At 58.8% G+C, this 20,169-nt stretch carries 19 protein-coding genes; 15 read left to right on the top strand and 4 right to left on the bottom strand.

Features of this window, described 5'->3' with window-relative positions; all coding sequences use genetic code 11:
* The first annotated feature begins 12 nt into the window (after positions 1-12).
* The 4 genes from HMPREF2751_RS04100 to HMPREF2751_RS04085 all read left to right on the top strand — a co-directional run bounded on the left by HMPREF2751_RS04100 (position 13) and on the right by HMPREF2751_RS04085 (position 4,492).
* Positions 13-1,563 (top strand): AI-2E family transporter, encoded by a 1,551-nt coding sequence (locus HMPREF2751_RS04100; RefSeq protein ID WP_070595525.1) that lies wholly within the window; start codon positions 13-15, stop codon positions 1,561-1,563.
* Between the two features lie 146 nt (positions 1,564-1,709).
* On the top strand, positions 1,710-2,798 hold the full coding sequence (locus HMPREF2751_RS04095) for a DUF6542 domain-containing protein (RefSeq protein WP_070595523.1): 1,089 nt from the start codon (positions 1,710-1,712) through the stop codon (positions 2,796-2,798).
* 106 nt (positions 2,799-2,904) lie between these two features.
* On the top strand, positions 2,905-4,140 hold the full coding sequence (gene xseA / locus HMPREF2751_RS04090) for an exodeoxyribonuclease VII large subunit (RefSeq protein ID WP_048733842.1): 1,236 nt from the start codon (positions 2,905-2,907) through the stop codon (positions 4,138-4,140).
* Between the two features lie 61 nt (positions 4,141-4,201).
* The gene (locus HMPREF2751_RS04085; RefSeq protein WP_070595522.1) at positions 4,202-4,492 is read left to right on the top strand and encodes an exodeoxyribonuclease VII small subunit; all 291 of its coding nucleotides are present in this window, start codon (positions 4,202-4,204) and stop codon (positions 4,490-4,492) included.
* Between the two features lie 118 nt (positions 4,493-4,610).
* Here the strand turns inward: HMPREF2751_RS04085 and HMPREF2751_RS04080 are convergent, their stop codons facing one another.
* Complete coding sequence (locus tag HMPREF2751_RS04080) at positions 4,611-5,240, bottom strand: DUF4245 domain-containing protein (RefSeq protein ID WP_083304402.1); 630 nt, start codon at positions 5,238-5,240, stop codon at positions 4,611-4,613.
* Between the two features lie 370 nt (positions 5,241-5,610).
* Between HMPREF2751_RS04080 and glpX the strand changes: the two genes are divergently transcribed.
* The 4 genes from glpX (at position 5,611) to HMPREF2751_RS04060 (ending at position 10,717) form a co-directional block, all read left to right on the top strand.
* The gene (gene glpX, locus HMPREF2751_RS04075) at positions 5,611-6,636 is read left to right on the top strand and encodes a class II fructose-bisphosphatase (RefSeq protein WP_005510610.1); all 1,026 of its coding nucleotides are present in this window, start codon (positions 5,611-5,613) and stop codon (positions 6,634-6,636) included.
* Positions 6,637-6,799: 163 nt separating this feature from the next.
* Positions 6,800-8,200, top strand: a complete 1,401-nt coding sequence (locus HMPREF2751_RS04070) for a class II fumarate hydratase (RefSeq protein WP_016423173.1) — start codon at positions 6,800-6,802, stop codon at positions 8,198-8,200.
* Between the two features lie 233 nt (positions 8,201-8,433).
* Complete coding sequence (locus HMPREF2751_RS04065) at positions 8,434-9,129, top strand: TetR/AcrR family transcriptional regulator (protein WP_246823144.1); 696 nt, start codon at positions 8,434-8,436, stop codon at positions 9,127-9,129.
* Entirely contained in the window at positions 9,119-10,717 is a 1,599-nt protein-coding gene (locus HMPREF2751_RS04060; RefSeq protein WP_070595516.1) for an MDR family MFS transporter, read from the top strand. Before HMPREF2751_RS04065 ends, HMPREF2751_RS04060 begins: the two co-directional genes overlap by 11 nt.
* A 30-nt stretch (positions 10,718-10,747) precedes the next feature.
* Here the strand turns inward: HMPREF2751_RS04060 and HMPREF2751_RS04055 are convergent, their stop codons facing one another.
* The gene (locus HMPREF2751_RS04055) at positions 10,748-11,380 is read right to left on the bottom strand and encodes a GNAT family N-acetyltransferase (protein ID WP_038626150.1); all 633 of its coding nucleotides are present in this window, start codon (positions 11,378-11,380) and stop codon (positions 10,748-10,750) included.
* A gap of 64 nt (positions 11,381-11,444) precedes the next feature.
* Positions 11,445-12,197, bottom strand: a complete 753-nt coding sequence (locus HMPREF2751_RS04050) for a type 2 periplasmic-binding domain-containing protein (RefSeq protein ID WP_070595514.1) — start codon at positions 12,195-12,197, stop codon at positions 11,445-11,447.
* 40 nt (positions 12,198-12,237) lie between these two features.
* Between HMPREF2751_RS04050 and HMPREF2751_RS04045 the strand changes: the two genes are divergently transcribed.
* The 5 genes from HMPREF2751_RS04045 to metS all read left to right on the top strand — a co-directional run bounded on the left by HMPREF2751_RS04045 (position 12,238) and on the right by metS (position 17,334).
* The gene (locus HMPREF2751_RS04045; RefSeq protein WP_070595549.1) at positions 12,238-12,630 is read left to right on the top strand and encodes a DUF5997 family protein; all 393 of its coding nucleotides are present in this window, start codon (positions 12,238-12,240) and stop codon (positions 12,628-12,630) included.
* Between the two features lie 42 nt (positions 12,631-12,672).
* Complete coding sequence (locus HMPREF2751_RS04040; RefSeq protein ID WP_070595512.1) at positions 12,673-13,446, top strand: alpha/beta fold hydrolase; 774 nt, start codon at positions 12,673-12,675, stop codon at positions 13,444-13,446.
* Between the two features lie 634 nt (positions 13,447-14,080).
* Positions 14,081-15,253 (top strand): acyl-CoA dehydrogenase family protein, encoded by a 1,173-nt coding sequence (locus tag HMPREF2751_RS04035; RefSeq protein ID WP_005510658.1) that lies wholly within the window; start codon positions 14,081-14,083, stop codon positions 15,251-15,253.
* Between the two features lie 297 nt (positions 15,254-15,550).
* Positions 15,551-17,161, top strand: a complete 1,611-nt coding sequence (locus HMPREF2751_RS04030) for a sodium-dependent transporter (protein ID WP_070438236.1) — start codon at positions 15,551-15,553, stop codon at positions 17,159-17,161.
* Positions 17,162-17,166: 5 nt separating this feature from the next.
* Positions 17,167-17,334: a methionine/alanine import NSS transporter subunit MetS gene (gene metS / locus HMPREF2751_RS04025; RefSeq protein WP_048733989.1), complete on the top strand. Its 168-nt coding sequence runs from the start codon at positions 17,167-17,169 to the stop codon at positions 17,332-17,334.
* A gap of 42 nt (positions 17,335-17,376) precedes the next feature.
* Here the strand turns inward: metS and HMPREF2751_RS04020 are convergent, their stop codons facing one another.
* Complete coding sequence (locus tag HMPREF2751_RS04020; RefSeq protein ID WP_048733985.1) at positions 17,377-18,135, bottom strand: enoyl-CoA hydratase-related protein; 759 nt, start codon at positions 18,133-18,135, stop codon at positions 17,377-17,379.
* 80 nt (positions 18,136-18,215) lie between these two features.
* Between HMPREF2751_RS04020 and HMPREF2751_RS04015 the strand changes: the two genes are divergently transcribed.
* On the top strand, positions 18,216-18,761 hold the full coding sequence (locus HMPREF2751_RS04015; RefSeq protein ID WP_049192850.1) for a GNAT family N-acetyltransferase: 546 nt from the start codon (positions 18,216-18,218) through the stop codon (positions 18,759-18,761).
* A 158-nt stretch (positions 18,762-18,919) separates the two neighbouring features.
* Complete coding sequence (locus HMPREF2751_RS04010; RefSeq protein ID WP_242451338.1) at positions 18,920-20,167, top strand: HNH endonuclease signature motif containing protein; 1,248 nt, start codon at positions 18,920-18,922, stop codon at positions 20,165-20,167.
* Positions 20,168-20,169 lie beyond the last annotated feature (2 nt).

Here is a 20,169-nt window from a genome sequence, read left to right as displayed (position 1 = left end):
CATAATGAATACGTGAGCAATAAACCCAATGAAGGCGAAGAGTGGACTGCGCAGTCCGAAAAAGACGCTATCGATCACGTAATGGGATCGGAGCCTCTGCGTATAGAACAGTCTCTGTCTATCCCCTCCGACGCCCATAAGTCAGCGGCAACGCAACCGGATCTGCCGGAAGATGCTGAAAACCTCGATGAGCTTATGAGCGAAAATGACTCCGAGTCCATCGACCGCGCCGACGTCATTGGCGAGGGCGCCCGATGGTTCGCAGGTTGGTGCCTGCGTTTCCTCATCACCGCAGCGGCGCTGTATGTCAGCGCTATGATTCTGGGAAAGATTTGGGCTGGCGTTCTGCCGATTCTGCTGGCTCTGATTGTCTCCACGGTGCTGGCTCCGCCCGCCGTGTTCCTGATGAAACACCGCTGGCCCCGCGCACTCTCCGCACTGACGGTCATCCTAGGCGCGCTGGCGCTGCTTGGCGGCGTCGTCGCGTTCCTCGCACCGACTGTGCAGTCGCAGTTCCCAGAATTGCGTCGCCAGTTCACCGACGGCATTCAAGAAGTCCAGAACATCATTCAGGCACCGCCATTTAACGTCAAGGATGAACAAATCCTCGACGCTCTGGACCAGGGTTCCCAATGGCTCCAGGAGCGCTCCGGCGATATCGCCAACACAGTCTTCCAAGGCATCTCGGTGGTCTCTTCGGTCGCCGTAACCTTGATGGCAATGCTGGTGCTGACGTTCTTCTTCATCAAGGACGGCCAGGACTTCCTGCCATGGCTCCGCCGCCTGACCGGACGTCGCCTCGGCTGGCATCTCACGGAGGTACTCACCCGCTCCTGGAACACGCTGTCGGGCTACATCCGCACGCAGGCTATCGTTTCGCTTATCGACGCGGTCTTCATCGGTGCCGGTCTTGCGATTTTGAATGTGCCGCTGGCAATGGTCCTGGCCGTGGTGACTTTCTTCGCTGGCTTCATTCCTATTGTCGGCGCGTTCACCGCCGGCTTCATTGCGGTGGTTGTCGCACTTGTTGCCAACGGCCTGACCACAGCAATCTTTGTCTTGCTCATCATCATTGCCGTCCAGCAGATTGAGGGCAACATCCTCTCGCCGATTCTGCAGTCCAAGGCTATGGACCTGCACGCCGCAATCGTCCTGTTGGTGGTTCTGCTCGGTGGCGGTATCTTCGGCATCATCGGCGCTTTCCTGGCTGTGCCAGTCACTGCAGTCGTCGCGGTCTGGTTCCGCTACCTCGGCGACCTCACGGATTTGCGAACGGGTGACAAGACCGCAAAGGACATCGAGTTCGCCACGGATGCCGGATCAATCTCCGGCATTCAGATTGAAGCTGCCGGCCGTGCGATGCGCGACCGACTGGCTTCGTTCCGTCTGGGCAGTGATGACTCCGACAGCTCCGCGGAGAGCGCTGTGAAGGCAGATGCTCGCACCGCCGGTAAAGTTTCCCCCGATGCTGGTCCGACCAAGCAGGAAGAGGGAGCGATGACCAAGGCCTTCCACAAGGTCACTGAAGTCGTCTCCGGGCCTTTCTCTAAGAAAAACAAGTAGGGCGAGATTCCAAGACACGGGCAGGCTCTTATACCGGGCTTGCCCGTTTTTATCACTAATAACCGGTAGGATACGCATTCGTGTCGAACAGATCAGCAATAACCCGTAAAGGCAGTGGGAACAAACCCCTGCTTCCACGCGTGCCAATGTTTGTGCCGCCGTTGCTGATGCTTCTGGCCGGCGTTTTTGGTTTGCTCTTTTCTGTTCCCAACGGTTCGCTTGGCAAGCCCTACTTCATTGCTTTTGCCGTGGCTGCTGTGGCCGGAACACTGTTGGTGGTTCCTCGCGGTCTGGTAGTTACCGTCGCTCAAATCCCTATTTTGTTCGCGCTTGTCACCTTTTTCACAGCGTGGTTTACCGGTTCTCTCGCCGATCCCGAAAATGGTGGCGCGACCGCGACGACCTCTAAACGCGCTCGCCTGGTGACCTCCGCATATCCCATCATCCAGCAGTTCCCGTGGCTGCTGATCTTGATGATTATCTGTGTCATCATCGCAGTGTGGCGTTACCTCGAAATCACCCGCACCCAGGAGAAATCCCTCAACACCCAGCGCAAGGCCGCTAAACAACGCCAGCACCGTGACGAAGTCGCTGTCGAATCCAGCTCTCAGGTTCGCCGTCGTCTCGCCGAATCTGATCGCCGCGTCGCCTCTCGCTCTCAGGAACGTCCTGCTTCACGACGTCCCGCTGCGGACATTATCCGAGATGCCGAAGCTCGCCGCCAGGCGCGCCAGCAGGCTGCACGCTCTCGGCAGGAGACTTCTCGTTCTGGTGCCCGACCGGCAGCGAGCGCCAGCTCGGCATCGCGCAACGCCGAGCAACTGCGTGAGCGACCAGTTGACCGCTCTAGGGAGCGTGCCCAGCAGCGCTCGAATTTCGCACAGCGGGTCCAGCAGCCAACATCCCGTTGGCAGTCTCGCCCGCATCCGGGCCAGGCGCAGTTCACTCAGGATTCCACTTCGCCAAACTCGACCAGACAGCAGCCTCATCGTCCGATTGAACGGCCAAACGCACCGCAGTGGCCGAAGCAGGAGTTTCCCCGTCGTCAAGCGGCAGGAACGGCACGGATGTGGGGAGAACAGTCTTCGCCGGAGTCCCGGTCCGAAAAGCCTCGACAGAGCCCCGCACGCCAAGTAGGCAACCACCGCCGCACCGAGGAGTGGCCACCGCGACAGCAGCGCCCTCGCCAGGAGCGCATAACCGGGCGCGATAGCAGGTCTCGTTACCGCAAGTAGCTCGGGCTTGCACCTTACCGTCACAGTTGCCCACAGGCAGATTTAGCCTGTGGGCAACGTGCGTTTATAAGCAGGACGATCCGCCCCATCGTGTAAGTGTTGATGTATGTCGAAATTGGAAACGTCGGCCGAGAAACCGGTTCAGGTTCGGCGCCTGAACCAGTTAGTCAAGGACTATATTGAGCGCCTTGGACAGATTTGGGTCGAGGGGGAAATCGCCCAGGTCAACTCCAAGCCGAGCTGGAAGCTCTCCTACATCACTCTGCGTGACACCTCCGCGGAGTTTTCGGTATCGGTGACTTGTTCTACGGCGGCTCTCCGCAATAATCCACTGCGCAACGGCGACCGCGTAGTGGTTTTGGGCAAGCCTGCGTTTTATGCCGGGCGGGGGCAGTTTTCCCTGTGGGCTACGGAGTGGAGGCCCGTAGGTTTGGGGCAACTGTTGGCACGGTTGGAGCAGCTGCGCCAGGCACTAGCGGCGGAAGGCCTCTTTGATCCACGGCTGAAACGCCCTCTGCCCTACCTCCCCAACAAGATCGGGTTGATTACCGGTCGCGGTTCGGCAGCTGAACGCGATGTGCTTTCGGTCGCGGGTGCCCGCTGGCCCGAAGTGGATTTCCGGGTAATCAACACAATTGTGCAGGGCGCCAAGGCTGTTCCGGAGATTATTGAAGCGCTGACACAGCTCGACGCCGACCCGGAGGTCGATGTCATCATCGTCGCCCGTGGCGGTGGCAGTGTCGAAGATTTGCTGCCTTTTTCAGATGAGGCGCTGATTCGTGCGGTGAGTAAGGCGACAACACCGGTGGTTTCTGCAATCGGGCACGAGCCGGATACTCCGCTGTTGGATTACGTCGCTGATTTACGTGCTGCCACACCGACGGATGCAGCCAAGAGAACAGTGCCCGATGCTGCTGAGGAACGCCGCCTCATTGCACAGCTGCGTGAGCGCTCCTCGGCATCTCTGCGGCGATGGGTTGACCGTGAAGTAGCGACTCTGCGGGATTTGACGTCGCGGCCGGTACTGCGCGATCCGCTCACTCCCATCCGCGTGCGTGAAGAGTTTGTCACGGCGCAGGTCGATCGGCTACGTTTTCTCATCCACCGCAGTCTGGAACGTGAGGAAGCCGTGGTATCGGGATTGCGCGGCAAGGTTTCAGCACTTGGCCCCTCTGCCACGCTCGCTCGCGGCTATGCCATCGTGCAGGCACAATCGGCTACTCAGCCGGAACCACAGATTGTGACCTCTATTGCAGATGCTCCGATGGGTTCCCAACTGCGAATTCGCGTCAGTGACGGCTCCATCTCTGCAGCGACGCTAGCTACGAAGCCGGCGAATTAGTAAGCAATGACTTTTCCAACCTTAGAGCTTTAACTACTAGATGTGAAGGACGTATTCGCTAATGAATGACAATGTTTTCGGCGCGGGTCAGGCTCCCTCTTCGGAGGAACAGGTACCGGTAGAGAACCTGAGCTACGAGCAGGCTCGAGATGCGCTGGTCGAGACCGTCAAGCTCCTAGAACTCGGACAGATGAGCCTGGATGAATCCCTGGCGCTGTGGGAGCGAGGCGAGGCGCTGGCCCGCCGCTGCGAGGAGCATTTGGCTGGCGCACGGGCAAAGGTTGAAGCCGCCTTGGCCAGCAAGAATCAGGATGTCGCGGCTTCTGCCGAGAATGTGGGCGATGAGGACTAAAAAGAGACGAGAAACGATTGTCAGTTCATATCGTTTCTCGTCTCTTCGCTGATAGCTGAGTTCAGCTATTATATGGCCCTAGTCGGGATTACCACTCCAGGTGAGTGCTCGACTCGGCCTACTTTGCTGGTGCCGACGGCGTCTCGGACGCAGTCTGCTGCGGCTGTGACGAATCCGGCATTGTCGTGTCCGGATCAATTGGCTCGGCCTTCTGCAATGCCGCCGCCAACTGTGTGAACTCCTCGTCGTTGGCAGTGCCCTCGATAATTGCGCGGGAGTCACCGAGGTCCCCAACCCATACGCGACGCACGTTGTCCTCAGCCGGCTCATACTTAGTCCAGGTTGTACCTTCCACGTCAGTAGTACCGTCCCGGAGACGGTTCTTACCATCATCCGGCAGCTGACCTGCTTCCGCATCTGTTTGCGTGACCTGAATGAATGCTCCGCTAGCGGTGACATAGCCAATAATGGTCGTCTGCTTCCCCGCCGCCATACCCGCGCGGGTCGAGTTTGAAGTCCAGCCCTCAGGCACCTTCGGCAGGCGAACTGGATAGTCCACGCGCCGAGCCTCCACGTTCACGAATGGGGCAGCATCGACTTCGTGCACCGGACCGTTTTCCGGCTTCCCGGGGTTAAAACTGCACAGGCCGGTAAAGCCAATGGTGACAGCCACCGCAAGAAACATCACCACGAGGGTGAGAATCATGTCTCGACTGTCCTGCAAAATCCTAGGTTTCTCATTCGCCACGCGCTCAAGTATGCCAAAGGCCCCGCAATGAACCTAGTCATCAGTCGCACCCGCACAGCTGCAGCTAGCAATACTTGATGACGGACGCTGTCGACGTCGTCAAGCGAACTGACGCCGGAACATACTTTTGATAACCGCGTGATGTGGGGGTTTAGCCCTGAAACTCCCCCCACTTTGGCGCTGCGTCCACCCCCGAACACCAAAAAGGTGGAACACTAGTAACAGATGCAAAGGCGCTAAAACTGATGCGCCAAACATCAATCAATAGAAATTGTTGCAGCGCTAAACCCCAGTTTCCTGGCGTGGCGTCTCCCAGCACATTCTCAAACCTCAAAAGAGTTCTAAAAAACGACGGAAGGGCCAGAAGTCAATGAACGCCTCGAATCCTGAAGCACCAGATCGCAACCTTGCGATGGAGCTCGTCCGAGTTACTGAGTCCGCTGCATTGGCGGCTGGTCAGTGGGTCGGTCGTGGTCAGAAGGAAAAGGGCGACGGCGCTGCCGTCGATGCCATGCGTCAGCTCATCAACACCGTGGCTATGAACGGTGTCGTTGTTATTGGCGAGGGCGAAAAGGACGAAGCCCCGATGCTGTTCAACGGCGAAAAGGTCGGCAACGGCCAAGGTCCGGCCGTTGACATCGCGGTTGACCCGATTGACGGCACGACTCTGATGGCAGAGGGCCGCCCGAACTCTATCGCTGTTCTTGCTGCTGCAGACCGCGGTTCCATGTACGACCCGTCGGCTGTGTTCTACATGGATAAGATTGCTGTTGGCCCGGAGGCTGCCGGCAAGATTGACATCGAGGCTCCAGTTGAGCACAACATCAAGGTCGTTGCTAAGGCCAAGGGGCTGCGTCCGGAAGATGTCACTGTTGTCGTGCTGGATCGCCCGCGCCACGCTGACATGATTCGTGACATCCGCGAAGCTGGCGCCAAGGTTCGACTGATTGGCGATGGTGACGTTGCTGGCGCTGTTGCCGCAGCTCAGAACACGAACTCGGTCGATATCATGATGGGCGTCGGCGGCACCCCAGAAGGTGTCATCACCGCATGCGCCATGAAGTGTATGGGCGGCGAGATCCAGGGCAAACTGCACCCGCGCGATGAGGCTGAAATTAAGAAGGCTCTCGACGCTGGGCACGATCTTTCTCGTGTTCTGACCACCGATGACCTGGTCGCATCCGACAACTGCTACTTCGTTGCCACTGGTGTCACCAACGGTGACATGCTGCGCGGTGTCGCTTACCGCGGTAACGGCGCGTGGACCCGCTCGCTGGTTATGCGCTCCAAGTCCGGCACCATCCGCCGCATCGAGGCTTTCCACTCCCTGGAGAAGCTGCGCAAGTACGCCAGCATCGACTACGGCAAGGGCGAGATGCCTGACATCGATCTGTAAGTAACTACCCCTTTAGTGGTGCCCTCAGGGCACCACTTTTTTAACAAACTGATTCATACTTGAAGACGAATGCGCTAACGGTTCTGCGTCGCATGAAAATTGCATGCGCAATGAGGGGCCGTTCTGCGCGCACTCAAGTTCCCCTAACTGAAAGAGGCAACGAATGACAGAGCAGCAGTTCCGCATCGAGCACGACACCATGGGCGAGGTTAAGGTTCCGGTTAACGCCCTGTGGCGCGCACAGACTCAGCGTGCAGTTGAGAACTTCCCGATTTCCGGCCGTCCGCTGGAGTCTGCACAGATTCGCGCTATGGGTCTGCTGAAGGCAGCTTGCGCCATCGTCAACAAGGAGCGCGGCCTGCTGTCTGCTGAGCAGGCAGATGCCATCGTCGCCGCTGCCAAGGAAATTGCCGAAGGCAAGCACGATGCTGAGTTCCCGATTGACGTCTTCCAGACCGGTTCGGGCACTTCTTCCAACATGAACACCAACGAAGTCATTGCGTCCATCGCAAAGGCCAACGGCGTTGAGGTTCACCCGAATGACCACGTCAACATGGGTCAGTCTTCCAACGACACCTTCCCGACTGCCACTCACGTCGCAGCAACCGAGGCAGCTGTCAAGGACCTCGTCCCGGGACTGAAGGTTCTGCAGGAGTCCCTGGCTAAGAAGGCCAAGGAATGGGAGACCGTTGTTAAGTCCGGCCGCACTCACCTGATGGACGCTGTCCCGGTGACCCTGGGTCAGGAGTTCTCGGGTTACGCTCGCCAGATTGAGGCTGGCATTGAGCGCATCGAGGCCACCCTGCCGCGTCTGGGCGAGCTGCCAATCGGTGGTACCGCTGTTGGCACCGGCCTGAACACCCCGGCGGACTTCGGTGCCAAGGTCACCGCTGAGCTCGTCGAACTGACCGGCATCAAGGAGCTGCGCGAGGCTCAGAACCACTTCGAGGCTCAGGCTAACCGCGATGCCCTGGTCGAATTCTCCGGCGCTATGCGCACCGTCGCAGTCTCCCTAAACAAGATCGCTAACGACATTCGCTGGATGGGCTCCGGCCCGCTGACCGGCCTTGCTGAGATTCACCTGCCGGATCTGCAGCCGGGTTCCTCCATCATGCCGGGTAAGGTCAACCCGGTTCTGTGTGAGACTGCCACCCAGGTCGCAGCGCAGGTTCTGGGCAACGACACCGCTGTTGAGTTTGCTGGCGCTAACGGCGCATTCGAGCTGAACGTCTTCATCCCGGTCATGGCACGTAACGTGCTGGAGTCCGCTAAGCTGCTGGCGAACACCGCACGCGTCTTCGCCGAGAAGCTGGTGGACGGCATCGAGCCGAACGTTGAGCGTATGAAGACTCTGGCTGAGTCCTCCCCGTCGATTGTGACCCCGCTGAACTCCGCCATCGGCTACGAGAACGCAGCTAAGGTCGCTAAGACTGCTCTGAAGGAAGGTAAGACCATCCGTCAGACTGTTATCGACATGGGCTTCGTCGACGGCGAGAAGCTGACCGAGGAAGAGCTGGACAAGCGCCTCGACGTGCTGGCAATGGCCAACACTGATCGTGACTAGTTCTTTCTGAACTCGAAGGTGTGAGAGCACCTTACGCATAAGACCCCGTAGTCTCACTTAGTTGAGAGACTCCGGGGTCCTTTGTTTTGGTACTCTCCATTCGCAATGATCGGAGAGTGACTTCGTGTCCCCCATTCGACCCCTGCCATACTGCCGGGGATGCGCCCTGCGGCAAGCTTTATGTTGATTAGTCAACTTGCCACCACATTGCACTCGGTGTAACTTTGCACCTTGTGCAAATTGATGAAAAAGCTTCTCCCAGATTGGACCCGGGCGAACGTCCCGAATGCAGTCTCCGGGAGCTCAAAAGGTTTCAAACACACTGCGCTTTGGCCGATGCCGCGACCACTCTTGTGTTGGATCGCGGATACGACCACGTCAACATCGAAGACATCTGCCAGCGGGTCAGTATCAGTCGACGCACATTCTTCAATTACTTCGACTCCAAGGATCAATCCATCTTCGGCAACGGCATCATGTCATTCGATGCTGACGATGAAGAGACATTCCTCGCCCAAACCCACCAAGACCCCATCGCGGACATGCTCGATTTCATTGAGCAAAAGCAGCGGGCCCAGCTACTCCGATATAAAGAGCTGGGGGCAACCGAGGAATTTCACCGCATGCTCAAGGAGCGTATCCGCGAGATTTTGCGCAATGAGCCAAAGCTCTCGACGGTTGTCATTTCCAATTTTGGCAGCTCAATGCGCCGCGTCCGGTCCGCATTTGAGCGCTATTTCGAGATGAATCCACAGTCGCGCACGCACCCCGAGCTGCCCGTCGAGCACGAGGTAGCCCTGTCAGTCGGTTTCGTCCGCGAATGCGTGCTCTACTCATCGGCTCATCGGGACGAATTCACAACAGACACACCGCTTCACGACGCCGCCGACGTCGTTAAAAATTTTTGGAGGAGGAATAGTGACAGCTAGCAACACCACTGCTCAAGGCCAAACCGACACCACGGTTTCTGGCAACAAGTCCCACTTGGGAATCATCTTCTTCGCGCTCATTCTCACTATGCTGATGAGCTCGCTGGGGCAGATGATTTTCGCCACCGCCCTGCCGACCATTGTCGGCGAGCTCGGCGGAGTTGACCACATGTCGTGGGTTATTTCTGCATTCCTGTTGGCACAGACTGTGGCAATGCCGATTGTCGGCAAGCTCGGTGACATGATTGGGCGCAAGGGCCTGTTCATGATGGGCATCGCTCTGTTCATAATCGGTTCCGTCATGGGTGCAGTCACCAGCTCCATGAGCCTGCTCATCGCCGCCCGCGCTTTTCAGGGATTTGCTGGCGGTACATTGATGGTTTCCTCACAGGCCATCCTGGCCGAGGTTATTCCCGCACGCCAGCGCGGTAAGTACATGGGCATCATGGGTGCTGTGTTCGGCCTGAGTTCCGTGCTGGGACCAGTACTGGGAGGCTGGTTCACCGACGGCCCAGGCTGGCGCTGGGGTCTGTGGATCAACGTCCCGATGGGCGTGGTTGCACTATCGGCAGCTGCGGCCTTCCTGAAGCTGCCCCGACGCCAGCGCGAAGGAAACTTCGACTACATCGGTACGACGTTCTTGACCGCTGCTGCCTCGACGCTAATTCTCACCACCACGTGGGGCGGTACACAGTACGACTGGAACTCCCGGATCATCATCTCGCTTATCGGCGCCTCTGTCGTTTCCTGGGTGCTGTTCTTCCTCACCGAGACTCGCGTTTCCAACCCACTGATTCCGACGCACTTGTTTAATAACCGGAACTTCGTGCTCACGACTGTGTCGGGCCTCATTCTGGGTATCGCGATGTTCGGCACTATGGCCTATATTCCGACCTACCTGCAGATGGTGCACTCAATGTCACCGACCGCTGCAGGTTTGATGATGACACCGATGATGGTCGGCATGCTTCTGACCTCGATTGGCGTGGGCCAGATTGTTTCCCGGACTGGTAAATACCGCTTCTACCCCTTCGTCGGCCTGATGATTATGGCTGTCTCCCTCTACTTGCTGTCCACGCTGGAGACCACCACCCCACTGTGGCAGGTTGGTGTTTACCTGTTCATCATGGGCTTCGGCCTGGGAACCGGCATGCAGGTTCTGGTTCTCATCGTGCAGAACTCCTTCCCGGTCGCCATGGTCGGTACCGCTACCGCTGCGAATAACTTCTTCCGCCAGATTGGCGGTGCGGTCGGTTCCTCCATTGTGGGTTCGATTTTCATCCACCGGATGAAGGACCTGGCAGGCGAACGCGTTCCGGCGGCTGTCGAACAAATCAAGGCCGCATCACCGGAAGCTGCAGCGGAGTTCGCAAAGCAGATGGGCCCGGAGGGCTTTTCCTCTAAGTCGATTGGTTCACTAACGCCGCATGTACTGGATAGCATGCCGGCGCCAATCCATGAAGCGCTGATCTCCAGCTACAACGATGGTTTGACGCCGATTTTCTTGGTACTAACGCCAGTGATTATTCTGGCGGCAATCATTGCGTTCTTCGTTCGCGAGGATCCTTTGAAGGAAACCGTCGAATAATTAATTCGCGGGAGCCACAGCTCCCGGCAGCTATGCCCCCACCTGGCCGTCGGCACGGTCGAGCTTGTCCAGAATCGGACGGTTCGGCTCACCGGCGGCTTCTGCTTCTTCCTGGACGCGCTTCAACGCACGCTCCTCTGGCTTTTCCAGGAGCTTTTCCAAAATAATGACATCGCGCCACTGCCCCGCCATTGGGCCGTAGGTCATCTTTGCCATGTGGTGGTAAATCCCCACTTCTCGGAAGCCAAGCTTTCGATGCAGCTTTAGCGATCCCACATTCTCCGGGAAGACCCACGAGTGAATCGACCAGCAGCCGCGCTCCGTGGCATCGTCGATAAGCTTCTGCAGCAGCGTCGCCGCCAGCCCCATGCCCTGCCCGTCAGGGTGGACGTAGATGGAGTCTTCAATGACGCCATTGAAAATCGGACGCTTGGATACCGGCGCTGCCGATGCCCAAGCCAGAATCTTGTCCGGGTTCTCTGCGTCGACGGCGACGTAACACAAATCCACTCGTTTGAGTGCGATGAATTCGTCCCACTCCGGAGCGGAGTGCTCCCACGACGCATGCCCCGTATCCAGGCCAATCTCGTAGATCTCTTGGATCTGTGGATAGTCCTCTTCACGCATCATTCGAATCGTGAAATCGCGCTTCTTTTCAGCCATAACTACAAGTGTGGCTAATTTTTTCGCGCACGTCGAACGAAACGGCAAAAATATTGTAAAAAGATTACTTTCTCTTGCGTGGTCGCCCGCTTCCGCCACCGCTTCGACGTCCGCCACGGCCACTGCGCGCATGCTTTACGACGGCCCCAGCGCGCTGCCGGCGGGCTTGCCTAGCAAGCGTCTTTTCTCGGGCCGACAACTTCTTTGGAGCTTCGTCAGCCTTCCTGCGCCCCAGCTGCGTGCGTGTCGATCCCTCCCGACGCCCCTGGACAATGCCGACGAACTCCTGCCGGAGCTCATCGTCCTCTGCTTTCGGCCACACCAACCAAATAGCTGTTCGGGACAGCGGATCTGTGGCACCTTCCTCAGCCACCAAGTTCGATGAGGCCACCGCCTTCTTCGATAGCGCCTTCAAAATCGTGCGAGGCCCCACTACGACACCTGCACCAGTGGCTGCGACAGGCAGCATCTGTCGCAGCTCGTCCGCATCCACGGAGGTCAGCAGCACAGTTTCGTCCGCCAACAGCTCCTCCGGCACGGACTCTGTGAGGGAGAATACGTGTTCTTTTTCGTAGGCCACGCCCCAGGCTTCGTCGTAAAGCCGGATGCGATGGAGCGACTCGGGCAGCGAGCCTTCGGACTCTAACCGAACCAGCGCCATGTCAGCGGCACCGCCGACCAGGTCGGACATCGGATCGTCGGCGGCGTGGGTGTGCAGTGTTGCCGGAATCCGATCTCTAAAGCGGCGAAACCACTTCTCGGGACTGGTGCCGGTGGCGAACACGATGCGCAGGACGGCGGGTTCAGGAGTCGACATACTCCGCAAGGTTACTCGAATGGGTGCTAGCGTTGAACCCATGAAACCCCTAACCGCAGCCAAGAAACTTGGCATTTTCCTCCCGGCCACACCCGAGGAATTTCGCACTGGTGAGATTTCGCACGCGCAGTTTGCGGAACTGCAGTCCAATCCGCCGGAGTGGCTCGCTGAGCTACGCCGCAACGGACCGCACCCGCGCCCGGAAGTTGCCCGCAAGCTGGGCATTACTATCACGGCGTTGAAGAAGAATGACATGGACAAGCCGCTGACAACGGCGGAGATTAAGGATTTGCTCGAGCAGATGCCGGAGTGGCTGGAGGCCGCTCGTGCGTCTCTGGCGAAGCAGCGCGTGGAAGCCGCTGAGGCAGAGTCCAAGAAGGACGACGGCCCTGGTCGGGCTGCCGCTGAAGCTGCTCGCAACGCCGAGAAATAGCAGACACAGCAGACACAGCCGACGTCTTCAAGGAGGATCCTCGTGGCCATCGACTACACCGCACATGCAATCAACCACAAGGGCAACGGTACGGTTGTCCTGATTGGCTCGCTGGGCACCACACAGGAGATGTGGGAGCCACAGGTAGCCACTTTGAGTGAAAAGTACCAGGTCATCACGCCAGATGTCCGTGGCCATGGCGAATCCCCTATCCCCGAGGGTGAGTGGGACATGAGCCACTTGGCCGCCGACATCATCGAGGTCCTCGACGAGGAGGATGTTGACCGCGCACATTTTGTGGGACTATCCCTCGGCGGCGCTATCGCCCAGACCGTCGCACTAGAACACGCCGATCGTGTGGTCAGCCTGACGCTGTCGTCGACGGCGCCGAAATTCGGCACACCCGAGGCCTGGCAGGAAAAGGCCGAGCTCGTGCGCGACAAGGGCACGGTCGCGCTCGCCGATACTGTCGTCCGCAACTGGTTTACCGACGAGTGCTTCGACACCACCCCTGAGCTCCCCGCCCGCTTCCGCGACATGATCGCAGATTGCCCCGATGACGGCTACATCGGCGCCTGCGGAGCACTGTCCCGCTTCGACACCCGCGAGCGCCTCGCCGAGATCACCGCTCCGACGCTGGTCATCGCCGGCAAGCAAGACACCTCTACGTCACTCGACGTCGTCACTTCGCTTCACGACGGCATCGCGGGCTCGACCATGGTCGTCATTTCGCCGGCCAAGCACCTGCTTAACCAGGAGACCCCGGAGTACTACAACTCGGCCCTGCTGGCGCACATTGATGGGATTGCCGACTAGCGCCTAATCGCAGCAATAAAAAATAAAAATAACGCGACCTGCTCGCTGTCCATTCCACGGGGACGGCGCACAGGTCGCGTCATTTTTTCGAGTGCAATTGGAGGTTGCTATGACTGCAGTGGAAGAAGCTCGGATAATCAAGGGAACCGGTCTCCACCTGATGCTCATACTAACTACCACCAGCACTAATGGGAATAAGAAAACGAGAATGTTTCGTTAATCACCCCCATGATGACCATCCAAAACGCCTACCCTATCGACCCCAAAGCCCCAGGGTCCCGCCTGTCAGATATGACAAAAATAGCCATTCACCTGGCTTTGTAGGTTAGCATTACCTAACATTGCCGACTGTCGAGGATAGTCTGGATTCAATAGCAACCTCCAACCGCAACGGGGGTAGTTTTCCGGGAAGGTTGGGCACAATATCCGTCGTCAAGCGATTTCACGTCATCAATCGGGAAAAAACTTTTAAAAAAACAAGTGTCTCTCATCACACTCATGCATAATGGGGTACAACAGTCATAGTCACTATGACGATGAACCGAGGCCATCGCGTTTATCTGCAGCGTTTATCTGCGACGTACGAAAAGGCCTTAAGACAAAAATTCCACGACAATATTTCTAGGAGCATGTCATGAAGGACTTTCTGCCCCGTACTCACTTCGAAGAAGAGCACAACATGTTCCGCGACATGGTTCGCGGCTTCGTCGAGAAGGAAATCACCCCGAACGTAGAGCGCTGGCACAAGGAAGGTCAGCCGGACCGCGAGATTTTCAAGAAGGCCGGCGAGCTGGGCCTGATTGGTATGTCCACTCCGGAGGCATACGGCGGCGGCGGAGAGATGGACTTCCGCTACAACCAGGTCCTGAACGAGGAGCTCTCCAACGCTGACTGTGGCTCCATCGTCGTTTCCTTCGGCGTTCTCAACGACCTGGTCGCTCCGTACCTGGCCAAGTTCGGTAACGAAGAGCAGAAGCAGAAGTACCTGGCTTCCATGAACGCCGGCGACACCATCGGCTGCCTCGCTATGACCGAGCCGGGCGCCGGTTCTGACCTGGCAGGTATGCGCACCTTCGCCAAGAAGGACGGCGACCACTACGTCCTCAACGGCACCAAGATCTTCATCTCCAACGGCATGATGGCCGACTTCGCTCTCGTCGCAGCTATCACCGACCCATCCAAGGGCCGCGCTGGCGTCTCCATGTTCATCGTCGACGCTGATCTCGAGGGCTTCACCAAGGCTGGCCCGCTGCAGAAGGTCGGCCTGAAGGCTCAGGACACCGCTGAGCTCAACTTCGACAACGTCCGCGTTCCGGCCGAGAACCTGCTCGGCGAAGAGGGCGCTGCCTTCGGCTACCTGCGCACCAACCTCGCTCACGAGCGCCTGACCCTGGCTTGCGGCTCTGTAGCAACTTCCCGGCGCGCCTGGACCCTGGCGTACAAGTACGCTCAGGAGCGCGAGGCATTCGGTCGCCCGATCATCCAGCACCAGGTCCACGGCCACTACCTGGCTGACATCGCCACCCGCGTCACCGCCCTGCAGGCTTTCGTTGACCAGGCTGTTATGGCTCACAACGCAGGCCAGCTGGACGAGACCGGCGCTTCCATGGCCAAGTACTGGACCACCGAGGAACAGCAGGACATCGTTACCCGCTGCCTGCAGATGTTCGGTGGCTACGGCTTCATGCTCGAGTACCCAATCTCCACTCACTACCTCGACTCCAAGGTCCAGACCATTTACGGTGGCACCAACGAGATCATGAAGGAGATCATCTTCCGTCGTATCGCCAAGGGCGGCGCAGAGTAAACAGCGCACGTCGGCCTAGCCGATTCGCCCCCAAACCCCGTCAGGTCTTCCTGGCGGGGTTTTTGCATACCTCAAAGTAGGTGGCTGGCGATTATTTACGAGGCTTGATTAGAGCTCCCTTCCCCCGTGCCACACCCCTCACCAAAAAACATTACCCCCTACAAAACCGAAACTATACAATGAGACACCCATCTCATATACTAAGATTCTGTTAGGTAATGGTGAGGCACTTCACCAAATTCCCTCCTAGGCCGCGCGAGCGCGTGACCGGAGATGAAGGATTGGAGTTCCAGAGGTATGAGCACAACCAACTCGACCGCTACCCCTCAGCGAAGGGAGGTGTTTTCCACCCGAGCAGCCTTCATTTTCGCCGCTATCGGCTCGGCAGTCGGGCTTGGAAACATCTGGCGTTTCCCCTATGTCGCGTATGACTCCGGCGGTGGCGCTTTCCTTATCCCCTACCTGGTCGCACTTCTGACCGCAGGTATCCCACTGCTCTTCCTCGACTTCGCCATCGGACACCGCTTCCGCGGGTCCGCACCGAAGTCGATGCGTCGCATCAAGCCCTGGGCTGAGCCAATTGGCTGGATTCAGGTCGGTATCGCCTTCTTCATTACCGTCTACTACGCCGTTATTATCGCGTGGTCCTTCATCTACGCCTGGAAGTCCATCCGCAAGAGCTGGGGCCCAGATGCCGAGACCCACTTCATGAAGGACTTCCTCCAAGTAGACACCGAGAGCGTCTTCTCTCTGGACTTCGTCCCCTCGATTTCCATCGTCCTGCTCATTGTCTGGGTACTCGTCATCGGCATTCTGGCCGCTGGTGTGGACAAGGGCATCGGCAAGGTCTCGATTATCTTCATCCCACTGTTGACCATCCTCTTCGTCGCAGTGGTCATCTACTCCCTGACGCTCGACGGCGCTGCAAAGGGCCTGGACGCATTCTTCACCCCAGACTGGTCCGCACTCACTGACTCCAGCGTATGGATTGCCGCCTACGGCCAAATCTTCTTCTCCCTGTCCGTGGCCTTCGGCATTATGCTGACCTACGCCTCCTACCTGAAGCCACGCACGAACCTCACCGGTTCCGGCCTGGTCACCGCGTTCGCAAACTCCTCCTTCGAGGTTCTCGCCGGTATCGGTGTCTTCGCCACCCTGGGCTTCATGGCAGCGCAGTCGGGTCAGGCCGTTGACGAGGTCGCAACCTCCGGTATTGGTCTTGCCTTCATCGCCTTCCCGACGGTCATCTCTGAGATGCCAAAGCTCATCGGCTCCGTCTTCGGCCTGTTGTTCTTCCTCTCCCTGGCAATCGCCGGTGTGACCTCCCTGATGTCGCTGCTCGAGGTCGTCGTCTCCGCAGTCAAGGACAAGCTGAACCTCGGCCGCGTCCAGGCCACCCTCACCGTCGGTGGCGCCATGGCCGTCATCTCGCTGCTGGCCTTCCCGACCACCTCAGGTCTGGTAACCCTCGACATCGTCGATAAGTTCACCAACAACGTCGGTATCGTCCTGGTTGCACTGCTGACCATCATCGCAATCGACTGGATCCTGCGCCGCACCAACGAGTTCGCCATGCACCTCAACGCCGTGTCCTCGTTCAAGGTCGGCACCATGTGGCAGATCTTCGTCGGAAACATCACGCCGGTCATTCTCGCCGTCATCCTGTTCCAGGAGCTCATTGGACTTTTCCAGGAAAACTACGAAGGCTACTCCGACACCCAAATCGACATCTTTGGCTGGGGTGTCATCGGCGTGATTCTCATCGGCGCTCTGATTATGGCCATCCTGCCTTGGCGCGGCCAACACCGTCTCGATGGCCCTCCGGGCTCGGACTTCGGTGTGACGCCAGATTTCAAGCGGTCCTCACACCTGCCACGCAAGCACACTCCGGAAACCGAGGAGGTTTAAGCCAAATGTCCGGTATCGCAATTGTCATGATGGCACTGTTCATCATCGTCATCTGGGGCGGTCTGGCGGTCTCGCTGGTCAGCCTATCCAAGCACCCTGACGAGGTTTCCGGTGAGCTGGGAGATCACCCAGAGCTCACCAGTGAAGTACTAGGAGCACAGGAAGAGCAGTAGTTCTTCACTACTATCTCTCCCCTGCCACTCCAGGTATCTGCCTTACTCACCTACGAAATGCGGTGGTCGCTTCTCCAAGAACGCGGCCACCGCTTCCTTATGGTCGGCCGAGACCGCCAAACGAGCCTGCGCGTCCGCCTCCGCCGCAGCGGCAGACAAGGTATCCCGGCGCAGCAGAGCCTTAATCTCCTTCAGCGCGGCCGTCGGCCCCGCCGCAAACTGGGCAGCCAACTCACGTGCCCGAGTCGCTGGATTATCCACCACTTCAGTGACCAGGCCGAGGCTCAGGGCTTCGTCGGCAAGCACCTTCTTATCGAAGAACAACAGCTCACGCGCCTTCGCGTCACTGACCATGCGCGGCAGCAGCGCCGACATGCCACAGTCCGTGGCCAGGCCAATCGACGGGAACGCCGCCTTGAACGACGCCTTCGGGCCCGCGATACGGAAATCACAGTGCAGCGCCAACGACCAGCCGGCACCCGCCGCAGCACCTTCGATAGCTGCAATAACCGGAACGTTAATCGCGGTCAGCTCCGCGACCATCGGGTTGTACTCCTCGACAACCTTGCCCATGCCGGCGCCGGACTGCAGGTCAGAAATGTGCTCCTTCAAATCCTGGCCCGTACAAAACGCCTTCGGCCCGCCGAGCAGGATAACAGCGCGCACATCCGGCTCCTGCGCACGCTCAAAAGCGGCTTTCAGCTCCAAGCGGAGATTCTTATCCAGGGAGTTATAGGCATCCGGGCGGTCGATGGTGATGGCTAGAATGCCGTCGGAAAAGTCTTGAGTAACGTTGCTCATAACCTCGCAGGTTATCGCAATCTCCCCCGCCTCGGACGCACTTTTGCACCAAATCACTCGCCGCGAGTAACAAGGGACACATGACACTTCCACGCCCCGCCACGCCTGACGACGTCCACGAGATCGTCGACCTCATCAAAGACCTGGCGGCCTACGAAAAAGAACCCGATGCCGTCCGACTGACCCCCGAGCGCCTGCGCGAACAGCTCTTCGGGGACAACCCTGCGATTTTCTGCCACGTCGTCGACTCCACATCCGGAAATTTGGACGACGGCGCCGGTGGCGGTGATGGTGGCGATGGCGTTGGTGGCGGTGTTGAAGGCAGCCCGCGCCTCGACGGCATTGCACTGTGGTTCCTCAACTACTCCACCTGGGAAGGCACCCACGGCATCTACCTCGAAGACCTCTACGTCCGCCCCGAGGCACGCGGCACCGGCAAGGGCAAAGCACTGCTGCAGAACCTCGCGCGAATTGCCGTGGAGCGAGGCTACTCACGTGTCGAGTGGTGCGTCCTGAAGTGGAATCAACCCTCCATCGATTTCTACCGCTCCCTCGGCGCCTTCCCCATGGACGAATGGGACACCTTCCGCCTCACCGGCAGCGCCCTGCGTGACTTCGGGGCGTAACAGACGGCAGCGCGTGGTGCGGCGGTACGGCGGTGCAGCTGCGGTGCGTTTGCGCGGTGAAAAGTCCGGATGTGGATAACTGCTAAACCGGCTGACTTATCCACAGCCTGCCCCCATAGGCGTTGTCCCCCTACATCCGGACTTTTACCTTCAAAGGCATGACAGTTCTTGGGACGCTCGCCGCACTGGCCTCGCGCGGAATGGACACGCTAGCGGAACTCCACGCCGCGCGTCCCGACGGCCACGACGCCACCTCCCACCTGGCGGCAACCCTCGGCCTTGACCCGGCGCGCCTCCGGCTTTTGCTACGCGTCGCCGCCCACTATCTCCAACCCGCTGACACCGAAGAAAACACCAAAGCCCGCGAAGATGCCACCGCTCTGGCCCGCCGACTCGGGCTCAGCCTAGACACCTGCGTGCTTATCGACAAGCGCAGCCGCCAAGCCAACAACGCCGAACTCCACGACAACCTGCGGCTCACCTTCGTCGCTGCCGCCGAACGCCTCGGCTTCGAAGAACTCGATCTCTACATGCGGGAAACTCTCACCGAGCTCAACACCGAAGACGAGCCACCCCAGCATCTGCGCGCCCGATTTTCCCGGAAGGTAGACATCCGGGGAATGAAGCACTTCCACATCTCCGGCCCCTCGGATATGCTCGACAATCTCCTGTCGCCGCTTACCATCCGTGCCGCAGAAATCCGGAAGTCCCATCCGGAGTTTTCCCACGACCGCTGCGTCGGCCAAGCGCTTGCCGAGCGCCTCGAGCATGCCGATGCCGCAACGCCCGTCGACAAGCTCGATGAAATGCGCTACCAACCCGCCATCATCATCACCGCACAAGACCTCATCGACTACAGCCCGCGATTCGCCGCCACCACCAACGGCTCTGCGCTCGCCCCCGACGTCTTCCTCAACGCCCTACTCGCCGACACCGGGTGGGCCGTGCTTTACGACGAACACAGCGCCATTACGGACTTATTTCCCATCGGCAACCCCCGCCTGGCGACTGAAGAGCAGCGCATCGCGATGCTCATCGACAACCCCATCTGCGCCTGGCCCGGCTGTGAACGCCCCGCCTATAGCGGACAAGCGCACCACCTAGTCGCCCACAAACACGGCGGCACAACCACGCTGGACAACCTCACCATGGTCTGCCGCGAACACAACGGGCTTAACGACGACGACCGGGAAGGACGCAACGGCCACCTCGAACGCATCCCCACATCCGGACATATTCGATGGCGCCCACCTGACAAGACTCGGCCGCCGCTGTTTAGCAACTCATTCGTGACATCAATGTCCGGGAGGTCCTACGCCGGATACCGGGCAGGCACGACGAAACAGCTCGGGCCGGAGCCACCACCTCCGGACCAAAACCCGGATGTACGGGAAAACCCGTCTTAGCG

Source organism: Corynebacterium sp. HMSC063G05, from assembly GCF_001810555.1.
GTDB classification, from domain to species: domain Bacteria; phylum Actinomycetota; class Actinomycetes; order Mycobacteriales; family Mycobacteriaceae; genus Corynebacterium; species Corynebacterium jeikeium_D.
The sequence above is the reverse complement of the archived record's forward strand: the minus strand, read 5'-3'. Positions and strand labels throughout refer to the sequence as shown.

Excerpts from the sequence above, each read along its gene's own strand:
- HMPREF2751_RS04095 (WP_070595523.1), top strand. The coding sequence starts at position 1,710 with ATGTTTGTGCCGCCGTTGCTGATGCTTCTGGCCGGCGTTTTTGGTTTG.
- xseA (WP_048733842.1), top strand. The coding sequence starts at position 2,905 with ATGTCGAAATTGGAAACGTCGGCCGAGAAACCGGTTCAGGTTCGGCGC.
- HMPREF2751_RS04085 (WP_070595522.1), top strand. The coding sequence starts at position 4,202 with ATGAATGACAATGTTTTCGGCGCGGGTCAGGCTCCCTCTTCGGAGGAA.
- glpX (WP_005510610.1), top strand. The coding sequence starts at position 5,611 with ATGAACGCCTCGAATCCTGAAGCACCAGATCGCAACCTTGCGATGGAG.
- HMPREF2751_RS04070 (WP_016423173.1), top strand. The coding sequence starts at position 6,800 with ATGACAGAGCAGCAGTTCCGCATCGAGCACGACACCATGGGCGAGGTT.
- HMPREF2751_RS04055 (WP_038626150.1), bottom strand. The coding sequence starts at position 11,380 with ATGGCTGAAAAGAAGCGCGATTTCACGATTCGAATGATGCGTGAAGAG.
- HMPREF2751_RS04050 (WP_070595514.1), bottom strand. The coding sequence starts at position 12,197 with ATGTCGACTCCTGAACCCGCCGTCCTGCGCATCGTGTTCGCCACCGGC.
- HMPREF2751_RS04045 (WP_070595549.1), top strand. The coding sequence starts at position 12,238 with ATGAAACCCCTAACCGCAGCCAAGAAACTTGGCATTTTCCTCCCGGCC.
- HMPREF2751_RS04035 (WP_005510658.1), top strand. The coding sequence starts at position 14,081 with ATGAAGGACTTTCTGCCCCGTACTCACTTCGAAGAAGAGCACAACATG.
- HMPREF2751_RS04030 (WP_070438236.1), top strand. The coding sequence starts at position 15,551 with ATGAGCACAACCAACTCGACCGCTACCCCTCAGCGAAGGGAGGTGTTT.
- metS (WP_048733989.1), top strand. The coding sequence starts at position 17,167 with ATGTCCGGTATCGCAATTGTCATGATGGCACTGTTCATCATCGTCATC.
- HMPREF2751_RS04020 (WP_048733985.1), bottom strand. The coding sequence starts at position 18,135 with ATGAGCAACGTTACTCAAGACTTTTCCGACGGCATTCTAGCCATCACC.
- HMPREF2751_RS04015 (WP_049192850.1), top strand. The coding sequence starts at position 18,216 with ATGACACTTCCACGCCCCGCCACGCCTGACGACGTCCACGAGATCGTC.
- HMPREF2751_RS04010 (WP_242451338.1), top strand. The coding sequence starts at position 18,920 with ATGACAGTTCTTGGGACGCTCGCCGCACTGGCCTCGCGCGGAATGGAC.